The following is a 17,250-nucleotide window of genomic DNA, read 5'->3' as shown; positions in this document are numbered from 1 at the left end:
ACTAGTTTTTTATTATTATTTCTCCTAATCTTCTTGCATATTCACAAGGGACAGCATTCCCTATTAGCTTTGCTGTAGCGGCAATACTGTTAGTTTTAAAAATATAGTTCTTAGGAAAGGTTTGAAGTGTTGCTCCTTCCCGTAAGGATATACCACGATCTTCTTCAGGATGTGCAAATCGACCGTTTGATATACTATAAAATTTAGTTGTAATAGTTGGAGCAGGACGATTCCACCACATTCTTCCGAATGTATCTTTAAAACTTTCGTCTTTATCTTTGAAACAGTTTAACTGTAATGTAGGATCGTCTTTCCAATCCAAGCGATTACCTCCGTCTTTCTTGGTTTTTGCCAGTCTTCTAAGATTGATGTCACTAAGTCCAGCTGTTGTATGATTTAAATCTGTAGAGTCTTTGTAACCAGCACTAATTTTTGCAAACCCATTCCATACCCCTATATAATCTGCTAGAATAGCCTGCTTTTTTTCTTTTACAGGAAGTGAAACGGTTCTAACACGTGAAGCTATCAAAGAAAATCGACGTCTACTCTGCGGGACACCATAATAACTCATATCGATTATATCTTTTTTAATATAAATATAACCATAATCTTTTAGAAACGAAAGAAATTCAGGCAGTACACTATATTTGTTTGTTATAATTCCTGGAACATTTTCAACGAGTACATATCCTGGATTATAATACTTAATAAATCTTTGGAATTCAAGCAATAAATCCTTGGAAGCTTTGGATTTCTCTCTTGATGTGTTAATAATACTATAAAATTGGCAAGGACTACATCCAACCAAAATAAGATTGTCATCATTTCTTTGAACTGATAATCTTTTTTCAAAATATTCCTCTTCCAGTTCTCTTATATTGGCTTCTACAAAAATACTTCCTGGATTATTAATCTCATAAGTATATTTTGCCTCTTTATCAAAATCAACTCCTGCAATAACATCAATTCCTGCTTGGCGAAGACCACATGTCATACCACCTCCACCACAAAAGAAATCAATAGCTGTATATTTATTATATTTCATTTTTACACTTTTCTTCTTGTTGGATTCAATAGTTGTCCCACATCTACATAAAATGTTCATACTATTATAACCAATGCTTCCAGAGATGGTTAAGACTCATTTTATACACCATCAAAAAAATGTAGTTTCATTCTTGCACAAGAATTGAACCAAGCATTTTCCCATTCTTAGCCTTTCGATAAGAATAACTTTGAGTCACTTATTTGTTTCCTTCTCGGAATAATTGATGTAATATGCAAAATTACAGATTTATAATAATATAACCAAGACAAATTGTATTTAGTTATCTTGCAATTTTGCATATTACACATTTGCAATTCTCTTATCATCTCGTTTCTCCTAGAAATACAAAAAATGACATACAAGATAGAATTGTGCATTACTTTCCTTGTCCAATAGATAAAGCAATCCGTACCGACCCGCCTTTCATATGCTTATCTAACAGTCTAATTACTTTCTATATTATAATATTGTTCACAAAATGAGAAAAATAATGTAAGGTCTTAGTACAGGCTACATCGTCATTTAACGCCATCTCCCGCCATCCATTCCCCATGTATTCACTCTTGTAACATATTATCAACTAATATCCTACATTCGCACTGACGGGCTAAAGTTTACCCGGTAATAATCATTATTGTATCATTTTAATTTTAGATTTTATGGCAAAGAAAAAGCAAGAACAAGAGCAGCAAGGTCAGGAAGAGCACGTAATGGCAGTCCTTGACAAAAGAACGAACAAGACCGCAGTCGTTTCCAAAATGAACGAGCAGGACGGCAGTCTCGAAATCGTACCACCCGACAAGAAGAACAACAACAGCTTTCTGAAGCTGGACCGCACATCACCGTTGGAACTCTTCTTTACTAATTTCAAGAACCAGTACAACAATCCCACAAGTTTCAGTTTCTTCCTTATTCCTCTCGCTGTATTGGAAAAGACCCTGAACGCCGTCATCCAGATCCGAAAGGGAGAAGACCCCGGACCGGAAGGCAAAAAACTGGTAGAGAACAGTGAACTGAACGATGAAGGGCGTATCGCCAAACTCGCCAGACGCTACAAGTTCGACGAGCACCAGCTTCCCTGGAAGGAACTCAGTGCGCTGGGAGTGGACAAGCAACTGTTGTTTGAAAACCATTGCATGGGTGAAATGCTCAAGGGCAGAATCACTTCTACCGCCTTCCCCATCAGCAAGGAAGTCAACGGCGTCAAGCAGGACATGGGTGAGGCCTGTTTCCTCTGTGTCAAGGGTGAGGACGGCAAGGTACAGCTGAAAACACTGAGCAGGCTTGACAAGCCGCAATATGACCTGCCCACCTATAAAGGCGTATTCACGGACGAGGAAAAGCAGAAACTCCAGGATACCGGAACACTGGAAGGAATAAAGGAGATGAAGGATACCTACACAGGAAAAGTATGCAACTGTTACGTGGCTTTCCATGAACCGAGCAACCGTATCATCACGATGCCCGTGGACGCCATCAAGATACCGGACTACATCTACGGGAAAAGACTGGACGACAAGCAGAAGCAGGTCCTCGCATCAGGCGGGCAACTTTCCATCAATGACATACAGCGCAAGAACGACACGCTTCTTTCTGGCGTGGCCTTTGTCGATCCGAGAATCATGGACATTGCATTCAAGCAGGCCGGAGAACAGCTGAAAGTAAACGACACCATCATGGGAGCCAGAATCACCCCCGAACAGAAAAAGATGCTGGAAAACCATGAAATGGTATATATCGAGAATATGCGCTACAAGGGCAGGACATTCTCCGATGACGTGCGCTTCAGCAACAAGAGCAACAACCTTCTCATAGGAAAGAACGCGAGGGAGTACAAGCCGAATCTTGAAAACCGGAAACAGGACCAGAAAAAGGAAAGCAAGCAGACGGCACGTCACGCCACATCCTTCACGCCCAAACCCAAGAAAAACAGCTTTTCCGTGGCATAGTCTTACGGAAACGGCCACACTTCACATATATACCCGATTACCACACCGATGGCTGTCGGGTATATATTTAATGAATACATGGAATCATCCAACGTAAAAACAAACCGATTATGCAACATAACAATACACCAGAGGGAGAACTGTCATACTTTGAAACGACTTTCCTTCTTCATTTACGAGAAAGCCATCCCCACATGGCCGGGAATCTGGATTTTATCAGGTCAAGAGCCGATGAAGCAGCCAATGTCTATGAACATTCCATACGTGACGATCTGACTGTCACGCAGGCATTGGAACAGTCGGATGCCGTGCTCTACTGGGACTTGCAGTTTTCCAAGTTCGACACCCTTTTTGAAGTGGTGTCGGAATGGTTCCCGGAAGTACCCCCTGAAAAGCGGAAGGATCTCTGCCTGGGATTACTGCCGTCCGCAGAAGACGTATTCAACAAATATCCCATAGACGACAGGTTTGAGGCTTCCCCTTCCTACCGTATCCTCACCATCGAACTGACAGGTTTCATCCAATCAAATATAGAACAATATGGCATATAACAAGCGACAACATCTGGCGGACAACATGGCCGCACTTGAATACCTGTTCATGCGCCCGGAGTTTTGTCTCACCGAAGAAGGGCGCAAAGTATTGAACGGCTACACCGGTTTCGGGGGACTGAAATGTATCCTCAATCCGGCAGAAAAAGACACAGACATCGGAAAGTGAACAACTGACAGGGAACTGTTCCCTCAGGTGAGGCTGCTACATGAACTGCTTCGGGAGTATTCCACGGACGAGAAACAGTACAAGGAGTATATACAAAGCCTTAAAAATTCCGTACTTACCGCATTCTATACCCCCGAAGCGGTGGCATCCGTCATACAGAGGACGTTGCAGGCGTCGGGGGTCGTCCCCGGACATTTTCTCGACCCTTCCGCAGGTACTGGAGTTTTCATCAGCCCTCTGAAGGACGTGCCTGAAATAACCTGCTTTGAGAAGGACAAGCTCACCGGAAGGATTCTCTCCGCGCTCTATCCGGACAGCAAGGTCATTATAGACGGCTTCCAGACCATACAACCTTATTATAATGGTTATTTCGATGTGGTATCCTCCAATATCCCGTTCGGAGATACCAGAGTATATGACCGTGACTTTGACCGCAGTGGCGATCCGGTACGCAAAGGGGCACTCAACGCCGTACACAACTATTTCTTTTTGAAAGGCATGGATACGCTGCGGGAAGGCGGCATAATGGCCTTCGTTACGACTTCGGGAGTCATGGACTCGCCCGGCAATCGTCCCATACGGGAATGGCTGGTGAACCACGCCGGACTGGTTTCCGCTGTCCGCCTGCCCAGCAACCTTTTCACCGATGCCGGAACCAAAGTGAGCAGCGACCTGATCGTATTGCAGAAGAATAGCCGGAAAAACGGACTGACCGAAGCGGAACGGAACTTCATCGAGACCCGCACACTGCCCGGAAACATCACCATCAACAACTGCTACAAGGAGCCGGACCACATTATCCATACCGCTGTCAAGACCGGTAAGAACATGTACGGGCAGCCCGCCATGAACTTCATCCATGACGGTAGCGTGGAGACCATTTCCGAAGAACTCGGTGAGTTGCTCTTGCGGGACATCGAAAGCCGTCTGAACCGGGAACTCTACACGGAGAACCTGTCCCGGCAGTCCGTTCCGTCCACAGCCATCCAACCGACAATCACCATAACGGAAGAGGACGAACGGCCACAAAAAAGCGAGCAGGTGAAACTGATCCTTTCCACCAGACCGTATGAACCCATGCTCAACCTTTTCGACACTTATGCCGAAGAAGAGACGGAAGTAGCGGAAAGCAGGATGCCGGAAAGAAAAGTTGTGACGGCATCCCGTAAAAAGAAGGACAACACGCCCGAAATGTTCAATCTTTTCTCGCAGGAGAACGCTTATGACGAAGCGGTCCCGGAAGAGGACCTTTCCCTAGCGCAGGCCGAGGCAGAAGCGGCATGGCAGGAACGCAGGAGGAAGATGGAGGAGGAACGCAAAAAAGAAATGGAACCAAGAGCGTTTGACGGGGAATTGAAGCCGGAATACAAGAACGGCTCCATTGTAAAATCGGGTGAACAATACGGCCACCTTCGGGGCATGAACACCCCTGAAGTACAATTCCACCCGCTCAGACTGACAGTAACCCAGCAATACCGGGCCTCTTATTATATCCCCCTTCGTGAGGCATACCATGAGCTTTACAGGACTGAAGCCGAGACGGAAACCGAACAGCCTGGCCTGCGTGAGGAACTCAACAGGCAGTATGACCGTTTCAGACGCATGTTCCGGGAACTCAACCACAAGGACAACGCCAAGTTCCTGCTGATGGATGCGGGAGGCAGGGAAATGCTCTCACTGGAAAGAAGTATCCGGGGCAAGATACAGAAAGCGGACATATTCACCGTCCCCGTATCATTCAATGCCAACGAGGTCAAACATGCGGACACCGCCCAGGAAGCGCTCGCGGCCTCACTGAACAAGTTCGGGGAGGTGAATCTGGAATATATGGAGAGCCTGAGCGACATCGGTAGGCGGGAACTGCTTGAACAGCTTGAAAGCCGTATCTTCTACAACCCCATGATGAAAAAATACGAGATAAGGGACCGTTTCATTGCGGGGAACGTCATCGCCAAAACGGAATGGATAGAGAAGCATCTCAAGGAATACCCCGATGACAAGGAAAGCGGGAGGTCGCTGGAAGCGCTGAAGGACGCCGCACCAGAACCCATCGGCTTCGAGCTGCTTGACTTCAACCTGGGTGAACGGTGGATACCCACATCCGTATATGAAGAGTTTGCGGAATACCTTTTCGGGGTAAAGACCCGCATCAGCTATACGGAAAGCATCGACGAGTTCGGCATAACCCTTGAAGGAAGCAACGCGAACATCACCGACAAATACTTCGTGAAAGGAGAAAAAAGGGGATATTACGGGAATGACCTGCTGAAACATGCCCTGCACAACACCGTGCCCGACATCACAAAAACCGTACAGGACAAGGACGGAAAAGACATAAAGGTGTGCGATGCCGACGCCATCCAGCTTGCCGACGCCAAAATCAACGAGATACGCAAGGAGTTCGTGAACTGGCTGAACGAGCAGCTCCCGCAGTTCAAGCAGGACCTTGCCGGCATGTACAACCGCAAGTTCAACTGTTATGTACGGCCAGACTACGACGGCTCCTGCCAGAACTTCCCTTTCCTTGACCTGAAAGGTCTTGATATCCCCGGCTTGTATGACAGCCAGAAAAATGCGGTATGGATGCTGAAACTCAACGGCGGGGGGATAATTGACCACGAGGTGGGCACCGGAAAGACGCTCATCATGTGTGTGGCCGCCTTCGAGATGAAGCGTCTCGGACTGGCGGACAAGCCCATGATTATAGGGTTGAAGAGCAACGTGCACGACATCGCCGACACATTCAAAAGGGCATATCCGAACGCGAAGGTACTGTATCCAGGAAAGGAGGATTTCACCCCCGAAAAACGTGTCGGGATATTCCATGACATCAAGAACAACAACTGGGACTGCATCATACTCACGCACGACCAGTTCGGAAAAATACCCCAGTCACCGGAGATACAGCAGGAGATATACAATAAGGAGATAGAAAGCATAGAGGAGAGCCTTGCCGTATTCGAGCAACAGGGAAACGAGGTCAGCGGCTGGATTATACGCGGGCTGGAAAAGAGGAAGGAGAATCTTCAGGCGAAACTTGAAAAACTGGAGGATATCATCAAGAGGCGGACGGATGATGTGGTTGATTTCAAACAGATGGGCATCGACCACTTGTTCGTGGACGAATCGCATAACTTCAAGAACCTGATGTTCAACACCCGCCACACAAGGGTTTCGGGACTTGGAAACCCGGAAGGAAGCATAAAGGCGATGAACCTGCTTTTTGCCATCCGTACCATTCAGGAACGCTCCGGCAGGGATCTGGGGGCCACCTTCCTGTCGGGTACGACCATCTCCAACAGTCTGACCGAGCTTTACCTGCTTTTCAAATATCTTCGCCCCAAAGAGATGGAAAGGCAGGGAATCACCTGCTTTGACGGTTGGGCCGCCGTATATGCCAAGAAAAGCACGGACTTTGAGTTCTCTGTGACCAACCAGATCGTGCAGAAGGAACGGTTCAGGTACTTTATCAAAGTGCCCGAACTTGCCAACTTCTACGCAGAGATAACCGACTACAAGACTGCGGAGGACGTGGGTGTGGACAGGCCGAGGCTCAACCAGCAGCTGTACCATCTACCGCCCACGCCCGACTAGGAGATGTTCATAGAGAAGCTGATAAAGTTTGCGGAGAGCGGGGACGCCACCCATATAGACCGCCTTCCGCTGTCCGATGCGGAAGAGAAGGCGAAAATGCTGATAGCCACCAACTACTCGAACAAGATGTCGCTTGACATGCGCCTCATCGACATGAAATATGGGGACAATCCGGGAAACAAGGCATCCCACTGTGCGGCTAGGATTGCGGAATACTACTACAAGTATCTCGACCAGAAGGGCACGCAATTCGTGTTTTCCGATCTGAGCACGTACAAGCCGGACGAATGGAACATTTACAGCGAAATCAGGCGCAAGCTTGTGGAAGACCACGACATTCCGGAAAAGCAGATCCGTTTCATTCAGGAGGCGAACAGCGACAACGCGCGTAAGGAACTGTTTGACGACATGAACTCCGGACGCATCCGCTTCCTTTTCGGCTCCACCCAGAAATTGGGAACGGGAGTCAACGCCCAACAGAGGGCCGTGGCCATCCATCACCTGGACATACCCTGAAGGCCTTCCGACCTTGAACAACGTAACGGAAGAGCGGTAAGAAAAGGGAATATCGTGGCCAAGGAACATGCTGGCAATACGGTGGACTGCTATATCTATGCGGTGGAAAAATCATTGGACAGTTACAAGTTCAACCTGCTTCATAACAAGCAGGTGTTCATCAACCAGTTAAAAAGCCATAATCTCGCTACACGGACCATTGATGAGGGAGCGATGGATGAAAACGGCGGGGTGAGTTTCAGTGAGTACGTGGCCATTCTTTCAGACAACAACGACCTGCTGGAAAAGGCTAAGCTGGAAAAGAAACTGGCGGTCCTTGAGAGCGAAAGACTGGCATACCACAGGAACAAGGGGAACGCCAAAGGGAAGCTGCACGAGAAGGTTTCAGTAATTGAAACGAACGGAACTTTCATAGAGCGTTTCACTCGGGATTGGGAATACCTGAACTGGGTTGCCCCTACGGATACGGCCACTGGATTGAGACCCAATCCGCTCAAACTGGACGGGGTGGAGTCCGACAACATCGAGATTCTGGCCGACAGGTTGTCCGCAATCAACCGGAATGCCCGGACTGAGGATGACTATATGAAAATAGGAACGCTGTTCGACTTCCGTATTCTGGTGCGTTCCGAAAAGGTCTGGGACGGAAACACGGAATCCTTGCAGAACAAGTTTATGGTCGAGGGACTGGACGGCATCAAATACACCTATAATAACGGGTATATCGCCAAAGACCCGAAGCTGGCCGTAATGAACTTCATCAATGCGCTGGAGCGTATTCCAGGTATGATAGAGAAACGGAAAAAGGACAATACGGAGTTGGAGAAAGACCTGCCGGTCCTGCGTGAGATAGTCTCCACGCTCTGGCCCAAAGAGGGGGAGATAAAGGAACTGACAGAGGAACTCGCCACGTTGAACCGGAGGATACAACTCACATTGAAACAGCCCGAACAGTACGGAAACGATGATATGACTGGGCAGGAAAAGGTCAGACCGGTCAGCGGCAGTGACATTGCACCCGACCAGCCACAACAGGCAAGGCATGTACCGTCCATGAAAATTATAATGCCGGCAAAGGAAAACCGAAAAATATCGTAATGTTTCCCACGGCACATTGCGGCAAACTGCAGAAGCTGCGCAGGCTCCACTTCCGCAGTTTGCCGCAAAGAGCCGTTTTCAGGAAAGGACAAAGGCACGGACGGCACCTGGATAAATCCGATTTGCCGTCCGTACCCTTGTCTGAAACGGGGATGTGCCACATCAGTCCGTTTCCTCGAATGAAAGTTCCTCTACCTGCCTGTTTATTCTCCTGCTGTCAATCGAATCCTTCAGGTTGATTATATCCACGATTGAGTAATGCCTTGTGCCGTTTTCCTCTTCCGCAAAGCGCAGACGTCCGTTCAGACGCTGTTTCTCTATCTCTGCCGGTTCAAGCCCTATCAGTTCACATACCTCATCCGGCAGCATGGATAATTCGACACTGTTGTCCTCGCATATATGTTGCAGTACGGCCAGCATATTGAGGGACTTCTTGTAACTTCTCACGAGCGCAGCGAATGAACTGCTTTCAATCTTGATCATCTTTCTCATAACCTTTTATTTTTAGAGTGTTCTTCCTTTTCCAGTAACATGGCACGCAGCACGTCCGAACGGCGGTAGTAAATCTTTCCCTTGTCGCGGTGAAAGGGCAGCGTGCCGTCATTTCGACGTCTCAAAAGTGTCCTGTCGGACATCTTAGTCAGCAGGCGGACTCCTTTTGAATCCAGAATCTCGCTGTCCGGCAGGTTTTCAATATTGGGTGAAAGCAACTGCTCAATCCTATTCACTTTGGCAAGGATGGTACTTAACATATGGGTAACTCCGACACCTGGTACGACTTTTCTGTTATTCATATTGACCTTGTTTTTATCGTTTATGGTGCAATATTACAAAGTTATTATGGGGCCATTGGTTACTCAACCGTTGAGCAATCGACAAAAAGGCACAAAAATAGCCAGAGGGTAATTCCAGCTATTCCAATGGGAAGAAATTCATGCATCGATATAAGTCAAGATGCTAATATCCAATATTATACACAAAATATATCTGAATAAATTTGGCTATATTGCAACTATTATCTATATTTGTACATAGTTATTTGAAATTATGCAAAGCAGTGTAACTGAAAGCAAGACTTTTGCAACCAAATCGTTACCTATATCTTTGAATACTTCTATAAATAAATAAAATTCAAGAAGTTACATTAAAATACTTTGTTTCGCTATAGAAAAACTTTAGTTCTTGCTGGGAGAAACTTTAGTTTCATGCTGTAGAAACTAAAGTTTCTTCAGCAAAAAACTCCTGAGTCTTCCTATTGGAAATAAATAGACAAATAAAAGAAAAAGATCATATATTATATGTAAGGGGCAAAGAGATAGGCGGGAAATCCGATGGGAAATGGAAGCGTCAACAAACTTCCGCACGCAAATGTAAGCATTTGCTGGATATAAATGGTAAAGAATAGTTGTAAAACATGTAAAAATCTTTAACGCTATTCGTGCTTGCAAAGTAGAAATAGCATATATTTGCAGCATTGCAAAGTTGAGATAGCAATATAACAGTTGAAATCAACAAAACTAGAATCTAAATTCAATACTGTCGAATATGGAAAGAAAAAGAGTTTACACGTTCGGAAATGGAAAAGCCGAAGGTAAGGCAGATATGAGAAATCTGCTGGGTGGTAAAGGCGCTAACCTTGCCGAGATGAATCTGATTGGTGTACCGGTTCCTCCGGGATTCACGATTACAACAGAAGTTTGTATAGAGTATTACGAGTTAGGCAAAGATAAAGTCGTAGAGTTGCTGAAAGCGGATGTTGAGAAGGCGATCGCTAATATCGAAACGTTAATGAACTCTAAGTTCGGTGATGTTGCCAATCCTCTGTTAGTTTCAGTTCGCTCCGGTGCCCGTGCGTCCATGCCGGGTATGATGGATACGATATTGAACCTTGGCTTGAACGACGAGGTAGTGGAAGGATTGTCTCGTAAGACGGGCAACGCTCGTTTCGCTTGGGACTCCTATCGTCGTTTTGTTCAAATGTACGGAGATGTCGTATTAGGCATGAAACCGACAAGCAAAGAGGATATCGATCCGTTTGAGGCGATCATCGAGGAAGTAAAGAAAGCGAAAGGCGTTAAGTTAGATAACGAGCTTGACGTTGAAGACTTGAAAACATTGGTCTCTAAATTTAAGGCAGCCGTTAAGGCCCAGACCGGACAGGATTTCCCGACTTGCGCTTATGAGCAATTGTGGGGCGCTATCTGTGCCGTGTTCAATAGCTGGATGAATGAGCGTGCTATCCTGTATCGTAAGATGGAAGGTATTCCAGACGAGTGGGGAACGGCGGTTAGCGTACAAGCCATGGTATTCGGTAATATGGGCGATACTTCCGCTACAGGCGTTTGTTTCTCTCGTGACGCGGGTAATGGTGAGGACTTGTTTAATGGCGAGTACTTGATTAACGCTCAAGGTGAGGATGTTGTAGCCGGTATCCGTACCCCGCAACAGATCACGAAGATCGGTTCACAACGTTGGGCTGAACGTGCCGGAATCTCAGAAGAAGAACGTATCGCTAAATATCCGTCCATGGAAGAAGCCATGCCGGAAATCTATAAGCAATTAGACGCTATCCAAGAGAAATTGGAAGATCATTATCGGGATATGCAAGATATGGAATTTACCGTACAAGAGGGTAAACTTTGGTTCTTGCAAACCCGTAACGGTAAACGTACCGGTGCCGCTATGGTGAAAATCGCAATCGACTTATTGCATCAAGGTATGATCGATGAGAAAACAGCGTTGAACCGTATCGAGCCGAATAAATTAGATGAGTTGCTTCACCCTGTATTCGATAAAAAAGCCGAGAAACTGGCGAAAGTGTGGGTAAAAGGTTTGCCGGCTTCACCGGGTGCCGCTACTGGACAGATCGTATTCTTCGCTGATGATGCCGCTAAATGGCATGCCGATGGCAAAAAGGTTGTCATGGTCCGTATCGAGACTTCTCCGGAAGACTTGGCCGGTATGGCTGTCGCCGAAGGTATCCTTACCGCTCGTGGAGGTATGACATCTCATGCCGCTGTTGTAGCTCGTGGTATGGGGAAGTGCTGCGTATCCGGTGCTGGTGCCTTGAACATCGATTATAAGAATAAGACTGTAGACGTTGATGGCGTGACTTTGAAAGAAGGTGATTATATCTCTATCAATGGTACGACCGGAGAAGTCTATGTCGGGCAGGTTGAGACAAAAGCCGCTGAGTTATCGGGTGATTTCGAGGAGTTAATGGCTTTAGCCGATAAATATACAAAATTGCAAGTTCGTACAAACGCTGATACGCCTCACGACGCTTCGATCGCTCGTAGCTTCGGTGCCGTTGGTATTGGCCTTTGCCGTACGGAGCATATGTTCTTCGAGGGTGAGAAGATCAAAGCTATGCGTGAGATGATCTTGGCCGAGGACGCTGAAGGTCGTAAGAAAGCGTTGGCGAAGATCCTTCCTTATCAGAAAGAGGACTTTAAGGGTATCTTCAAGGCTATGGCCGGATGTCCTGTTACCGTTCGTTTGCTCGATCCTCCTTTGCATGAGTTCGTTCCTCACGATTTGAAAGGTCAAGAGGAAATGGCTGAGACTATGGGCGTGTCCGTTAAGGAGATCCAAAAACGTGTGGAATCTCTTTGCGAGCATAACCCGATGTTGGGTCACCGTGGTTGCCGTCTAGGTAATACATATCCGGAAATTACGGAAATGCAGACTCGGGCCATTTTAGGTGCCGCTTTGGATTTGAAGAAAGAAGGTATTGAGGCTAAACCGGAAATCATGGTACCATTAACAGGTATCTTATATGAATTCAAGGAACAAGAGAAGGTGATCCGTACCGCGGCCGAAGAGCTATTCAAGGAAGTTGGCGATCGTATCGAATTCAAGGTAGGTACGATGATCGAGATTCCTCGTGCGGCATTGACAGCGGATCGTATCGCTTCCAGCGCTGAATTCTTCTCATTCGGAACGAATGACTTGACTCAGATGACATTTGGTTACTCTCGTGACGATATCGCTTCCTTCTTACCGGTTTACTTAGAGAAGAAGATTTTGAAGGTCGATCCGTTCCAAGTACTAGACCAAAATGGTGTAGGACAGCTGGTTCGTATGGCAACTGAGAAAGGTCGTGCCATCCGTCCGGATTTGAAATGTGGTATTTGCGGCGAGCATGGTGGTGAGCCTTCTTCCGTTAAGTTCTGCCATAAAGTTGGCTTGAATTACGTATCATGTTCACCTTTTAGAGTGCCCATCGCTCGTATCGCGGCGGCGCAAGCAGCTATAGAAGGATAGGCTGTTAAAAACTGCAAGTCTTAAATATCAATATATAAGGCTGATAGACGGGTTGAGTCTTGTTTATTAGCCTTATATTTTTATGTCATTATTAGCGTAAAATGATCTGAATGATATGTGATGTTTACACTTTGTTTGCTATATTTGCACATGGCGTTTACACCGTGTTTACACCATAAATTTAATGTATAAAGTGTTGATATATGGCAACTTTTAAGATTTGTGTTAGAAAGCAGCGTTCTGATGGCTTCTATCCTGTTTACATCAGAGTAACCCATAACCGTAAATCCTCTTATATAAAAATGGATAAAATGGTTGATAAAAAAGGGTTGACTCGCACGGGGGAGGTGAAAGATCCTTTTGTCGTATCCTTCTGTTCAGATGTAATCATGCGATATGTGGAGAGAGCAAACAAAGAGGATATATCGCAATGGGATGTAAAAACCCTAGTGGAATATCTGGAAAAAGCGGATGAGGATATCTGTTTTTCTGATTATGCGAGAAAGTATAAACGGGAAATGGAAACAGTTAGAGGCATGGCCCGTAACGCCAAGAATTATGAGTTGGCCTATTGTCATCTTGAGAGATTTGCGGGAACTAGCAAGTTGATGTTTTCCCGGTTTACCACGAAATTCATAAATGACTGGATAAAAACCTTATTACCAACGGCAAGGGCGAAAGAAATGTATCCTGTTAATGTTCGCCAGATTTTTAAAGCTGCAATAAATGAGTTCAACGATTACGATAGGGGCATAATCAGGATCAAGACTAATCCTTGGCTAAAGGTAAAAATCCCCAATGCGGACACCCCCGATCACAGGGCCTTGGATGCGGACTTCGTTCGTGAGTTTTTCGCGACACCCATACCTCCGACAAAGATGATATTATCACTTCCAGAGTTGGCTAGGGATGTAGCCTTGATGGTCTTTTGCTTGGCAGGAATTAATACCGTAGACCTTTTTAGGGCAAAGAAGTCCAATTTGAAAGGCTGGACATTCTGTTATAATAGGGCTAAGACCCAAAAATTCAGAAGGGATAAGGCGTATATGGAGATTATTGTTCCGGATATTCTCCGTCCTGTCATGGAAAAATACTTTACACCGGATGATGATGAGTTTTTGTTTAATTTCCATAAGACCTATCGTGATGACGATTCTTTCAACGCAAATATGAACTCTGGATTGAAACGTATTTGCAAACATGGCGGTCTCAATGCTATATGTATGTATAATTTCCGGCATTCATGGGGAACCATAGCGAGAAACGATATAAAAGCCTCAATGTATGACGTGGCTTTCTGCATGAATCATTCAAGCGCTCATAAGACTACAGAGATATATGTAAGACCGGATTACTCTATAGTCTCTGAGATAAACAATAAGGTTATTGATTTTGTATTTAACCAAAAAAAGGAAGAAATGGTATATGAGGATCCTGTGAAATATTACCCTGATGATCAGATGAAAATATCTTTTAGACAGATGATTAAAGGCAGTGTCATATATCAAGGCAAGGAGATATTCTCATTTACGGATATAGGATATAATAACATTGACGAAATAATAAAAAAGCTAGCGGGGCATGTCCCGTCGTTTGTTCCAGATGGAGCCAAGGTTGATTTTAGGATAGACAATTTAGATAAAGGCGAATACCGGATATTTATGAGACAAAAAGGAAAAGGCTTTTGATACTTATAAGACAAATAGACCAATAAAAAACGCCCGTGTCAGAAAAAACACGGGCGTTATACTTTTAGTATGCGACAAATAGGACTATTTTGTTCTTTCGACCAAAATCTTTGAAATTCGAACTTGCAGTTGCTGCAACTCGATATTATTCAGTTCTTCCAAATCAATGTTCGCTATTTTTACTTTCCGATTTTCGTCAAAGGAATTTTTCTTCTCCTCAAGAAGAGCGGTTGCTAACTCATCTATTTGATCTTTGATTTTCTCTCCTTTTAACTTGTAATCCGTTGTTCTTGCCATGATATTAGTTATTTAGTTAAACACTATACAAATTTAGGGAATATCCACGATGCAATGATTGTCATTCCTTATTTTCTTTCTCTTTCTCCTCCAGTACCTTTTTAAGCTGATATAGGCTCAAAATATCATACTCGAATGTGGGATTTTCCCAGTTTCTTCGGACAGAGTTTGTCTGTACAGCAATGAATTTATGGAGGTCAAATATGTATTGACACGGGCTTAGTCTGATTTCGTTAAATGTGATCTCGTAGTTGTCGAACCACTCCAAAAGTTGTTTTAGTTCCTCGTTCATGGTATTATATAATAAAATTTGTTCCCGCGAATATACCAATAATGCCTATATGACCGGACCTAACTATGTACGAATGATTCGTAGATGATAGAAAACAGTATAGAATAGTTGATTTTTTGGTGTCCGATGGGAGATAATGATCAAAGTAACAAACACGAGTCACTTTATTTATCTCTTTTGCGAGAAAACAGTAGATTATGATCGGAGCGATAGTTGGAGCCGCCAGTTCCTTGGCGAGTGGCATTGCCGGGGGAATAAAGGCAAGGAAGGCGGCTAGAAAAGCGAACGCCGTGTTGGATAAACAGGCAAAGGAGAATGAGGATTGGTTTAACCGTAGGTATAACGAGGATTATACCCAAAGCGCGGAGGCGCAAGCCGCCTTGACCAAGGCTAGGGAATTAGCGGATGAGCAGTACCGTAAGGCCTCCGGTACCGCCGCGGTCGTAGGAGCTACTGATGAGTCCGTAGCGCAGGCCAAGAAAGCGGCGGGCGAGGTGATATCCGATACCGCCAGTGGTATAGCCACTAACGCTACCGCACGGAAGGATGCTGTGGAATCCCAATATCTCAACACCAAGAATAATATCAGTAACCAAAGGCTGTCTATCTATAATCAACAGGCGGCAAACGCCACGCAAGCGGCTAATCAAGGATTACAGGCAGGGATGGGCCTCGTTGGGGCTGATGCGCAAGCCCATCTTGACAAGGGTAAGGGATTATTCGAGTCTATATTCAAAAGTAAACAACAATGACATTAGAGGAAAGATATAATAGGAAAAGGACTCCGGTCGTTCAAAGGCCGGAATTGTCCACTACGCCATTGGTTGAGCCGGAGGTTGCCGGAAGCCAGAACCCTATAGCTCCAACCGTGGATAATACGGATGAGACCGCTCCGCAAGCGAGCGTTGTCGAGCCTCAAATGAACGATTACCAATGGAACCAAAGGTTATATGAGACGCTTTTTCAAAAGCCGATAAGCCAAGAGGAGGAGGAGAGAAGAAAACGGGCCGCTTCCGTAGCTACTGGAATCGGGCATCTAGGCAATGTGTTGTCTTCCTTCTCCAATTTGGCATTCGCGGGAGAGGCACCTTCGCAGAAACTACCCACCGTAGCTGATCCTAAACTACAATCCTATTCTGACAGGTTGGAGGCTATCAGGCAAAGATACGGGGCCGGGTATCTGGCCGCAAGGCAAAACGACATCAATAATTATCAAAGGGCATTGCAGCTTTATAGACAGGATCAAGCGAGAAAAGCCCAGAATGATTTGGCAAAAGCCAAGATCGCGCAAAGTGCCGCTCAATTCGCAATAAAGAATGACAGGGAGGAGCGGAAGATGAAACAGGATGCCGCATATAAAGAGAGAGAGTTGGGTATAAGGCAATCCAATCTCCGTAGTCTTGAGCAATATCGTACCGCTAAAGCTAATGGCTCTGGGGCGGATAAGTCTATTGACATCATCGGCAGAAACGGTAAACGTTTCACTTTGTCCGGTAAGGATAAAGATGGGGTTATCGCTTATATGTATAAGAGGATGTTGGAGTATGCGGAAGATCATCCAAAAGAGAATAAGAGTATATCGGATATATCGTGGCAGTTTGGTGAAGGTGGAGACCAAAAGACCAAACAAGCCGCTATTGTCATGAGTAATATTCAGAATTTCCCGGAATTATACGATGAGTTTGATCAGATAATTGGATCGGGAGGTTCTTCTACTAGTACTAACAAGAAAAGTATAGGTTGGGATAATAATTCGAGTTCTAAAAATGTAGGTTGGTAAAA

At 45.4% G+C, this 17,250-nt stretch carries 15 protein-coding genes; 10 read left to right on the top strand and 5 right to left on the bottom strand.

What is annotated here, in order from left to right:
- Position 1: 1 nt before the first annotated feature.
- On the bottom strand, positions 2 to 1,045 hold the full coding sequence (locus tag D7V92_RS04500; protein WP_087375278.1) for a DNA cytosine methyltransferase: 1,044 nt from the start codon (positions 1,043 to 1,045) through the stop codon (positions 2 to 4).
- A gap of 662 nt (positions 1,046 to 1,707) precedes the next feature.
- On the opposite strand from D7V92_RS04500, the gene D7V92_RS04495 reads away from it, so the two are divergent.
- The 6 genes from D7V92_RS04495 to D7V92_RS04475 all read left to right on the top strand — a co-directional run bounded on the left by D7V92_RS04495 (position 1,708) and on the right by D7V92_RS04475 (position 8,925).
- Complete coding sequence (locus D7V92_RS04495; RefSeq protein WP_121772376.1) at positions 1,708 to 2,997, top strand: DUF3945 domain-containing protein; 1,290 nt, start codon at positions 1,708 to 1,710, stop codon at positions 2,995 to 2,997.
- Positions 2,998 to 3,107: 110 nt separating this feature from the next.
- The gene (locus tag D7V92_RS04490) at positions 3,108 to 3,548 is read left to right on the top strand and encodes a DUF1896 domain-containing protein (RefSeq protein ID WP_121772375.1); all 441 of its coding nucleotides are present in this window, start codon (positions 3,108 to 3,110) and stop codon (positions 3,546 to 3,548) included.
- Positions 3,538 to 3,717 carry a hypothetical protein gene (locus D7V92_RS04485; protein ID WP_007482326.1) on the top strand — a complete coding sequence of 60 codons (180 nt, stop codon included), beginning with the start codon at positions 3,538 to 3,540 and terminating at the stop codon, positions 3,715 to 3,717. Before D7V92_RS04490 ends, D7V92_RS04485 begins: the two co-directional genes overlap by 11 nt.
- Before the next feature lie 153 nt (positions 3,718 to 3,870).
- Complete coding sequence (locus tag D7V92_RS04480; protein ID WP_370035964.1) at positions 3,871 to 7,311, top strand: N-6 DNA methylase; 3,441 nt, start codon at positions 3,871 to 3,873, stop codon at positions 7,309 to 7,311.
- Between the two features lie 3 nt (positions 7,312 to 7,314).
- On the top strand, positions 7,315 to 7,827 hold the full coding sequence (locus D7V92_RS22410; RefSeq protein ID WP_233572792.1) for a hypothetical protein: 513 nt from the start codon (positions 7,315 to 7,317) through the stop codon (positions 7,825 to 7,827).
- An 81-nt stretch (positions 7,828 to 7,908) separates the two neighbouring features.
- Entirely contained in the window at positions 7,909 to 8,925 is a 1,017-nt protein-coding gene (locus D7V92_RS04475) for a hypothetical protein (protein ID WP_121772438.1), read from the top strand.
- A gap of 162 nt (positions 8,926 to 9,087) precedes the next feature.
- Here D7V92_RS04475 and D7V92_RS04470 read toward each other — a convergent pair whose 3' ends face one another.
- Entirely contained in the window at positions 9,088 to 9,417 is a 330-nt protein-coding gene (locus D7V92_RS04470) for a hypothetical protein (RefSeq protein ID WP_007482332.1), read from the bottom strand.
- A complete protein-coding gene (locus tag D7V92_RS04465) occupies positions 9,414 to 9,719 on the bottom strand; it encodes a DNA-binding protein (RefSeq protein ID WP_199718897.1) in 306 nt (101 codons plus the stop codon). The genes D7V92_RS04470 and D7V92_RS04465 overlap by 4 nt, the downstream gene beginning before the upstream one ends.
- A gap of 751 nt (positions 9,720 to 10,470) precedes the next feature.
- On the opposite strand from D7V92_RS04465, the gene ppdK reads away from it, so the two are divergent.
- Positions 10,471 to 13,191, top strand: coding sequence for a pyruvate, phosphate dikinase (gene ppdK / locus D7V92_RS04460; RefSeq protein ID WP_121772374.1), 2,721 nt, complete (start codon positions 10,471 to 10,473; stop codon positions 13,189 to 13,191).
- Between the two features lie 389 nt (positions 13,192 to 13,580).
- Positions 13,581 to 14,879: a site-specific integrase gene (locus D7V92_RS04455; RefSeq protein WP_233572791.1), complete on the top strand. Its 1,299-nt coding sequence runs from the start codon at positions 13,581 to 13,583 to the stop codon at positions 14,877 to 14,879.
- Positions 14,880 to 14,963: 84 nt separating this feature from the next.
- Here the strand turns inward: D7V92_RS04455 and D7V92_RS04450 are convergent, their stop codons facing one another.
- Together D7V92_RS04450 and D7V92_RS04445 are read right to left on the bottom strand one after the other, a co-directional pair.
- Positions 14,964 to 15,176, bottom strand: a complete 213-nt coding sequence (locus D7V92_RS04450) for a hypothetical protein (RefSeq protein ID WP_121772372.1) — start codon at positions 15,174 to 15,176, stop codon at positions 14,964 to 14,966.
- A 61-nt stretch (positions 15,177 to 15,237) separates the two neighbouring features.
- Positions 15,238 to 15,468: a hypothetical protein gene (locus D7V92_RS04445; RefSeq protein WP_121772371.1), complete on the bottom strand. Its 231-nt coding sequence runs from the start codon at positions 15,466 to 15,468 to the stop codon at positions 15,238 to 15,240.
- A gap of 197 nt (positions 15,469 to 15,665) precedes the next feature.
- Between D7V92_RS04445 and D7V92_RS04440 the strand changes: the two genes are divergently transcribed.
- Both D7V92_RS04440 and D7V92_RS04435 read left to right on the top strand, forming a co-directional pair.
- Entirely contained in the window at positions 15,666 to 16,220 is a 555-nt protein-coding gene (locus tag D7V92_RS04440) for a hypothetical protein (RefSeq protein ID WP_121772370.1), read from the top strand.
- Entirely contained in the window at positions 16,217 to 17,248 is a 1,032-nt protein-coding gene (locus D7V92_RS04435) for a hypothetical protein (protein WP_121772369.1), read from the top strand. The genes D7V92_RS04440 and D7V92_RS04435 overlap by 4 nt, the downstream gene beginning before the upstream one ends.
- Positions 17,249 to 17,250: the final 2 nt, after the last annotated feature.

This window comes from Parabacteroides sp. CH2-D42-20, from assembly GCF_003670185.1.
GTDB lineage: Bacteria > Bacteroidota > Bacteroidia > Bacteroidales > Tannerellaceae > Parabacteroides > Parabacteroides distasonis.
Note: the sequence above shows the minus strand (reverse complement) of the source record. Positions and strands in the feature narration are given on the sequence as shown.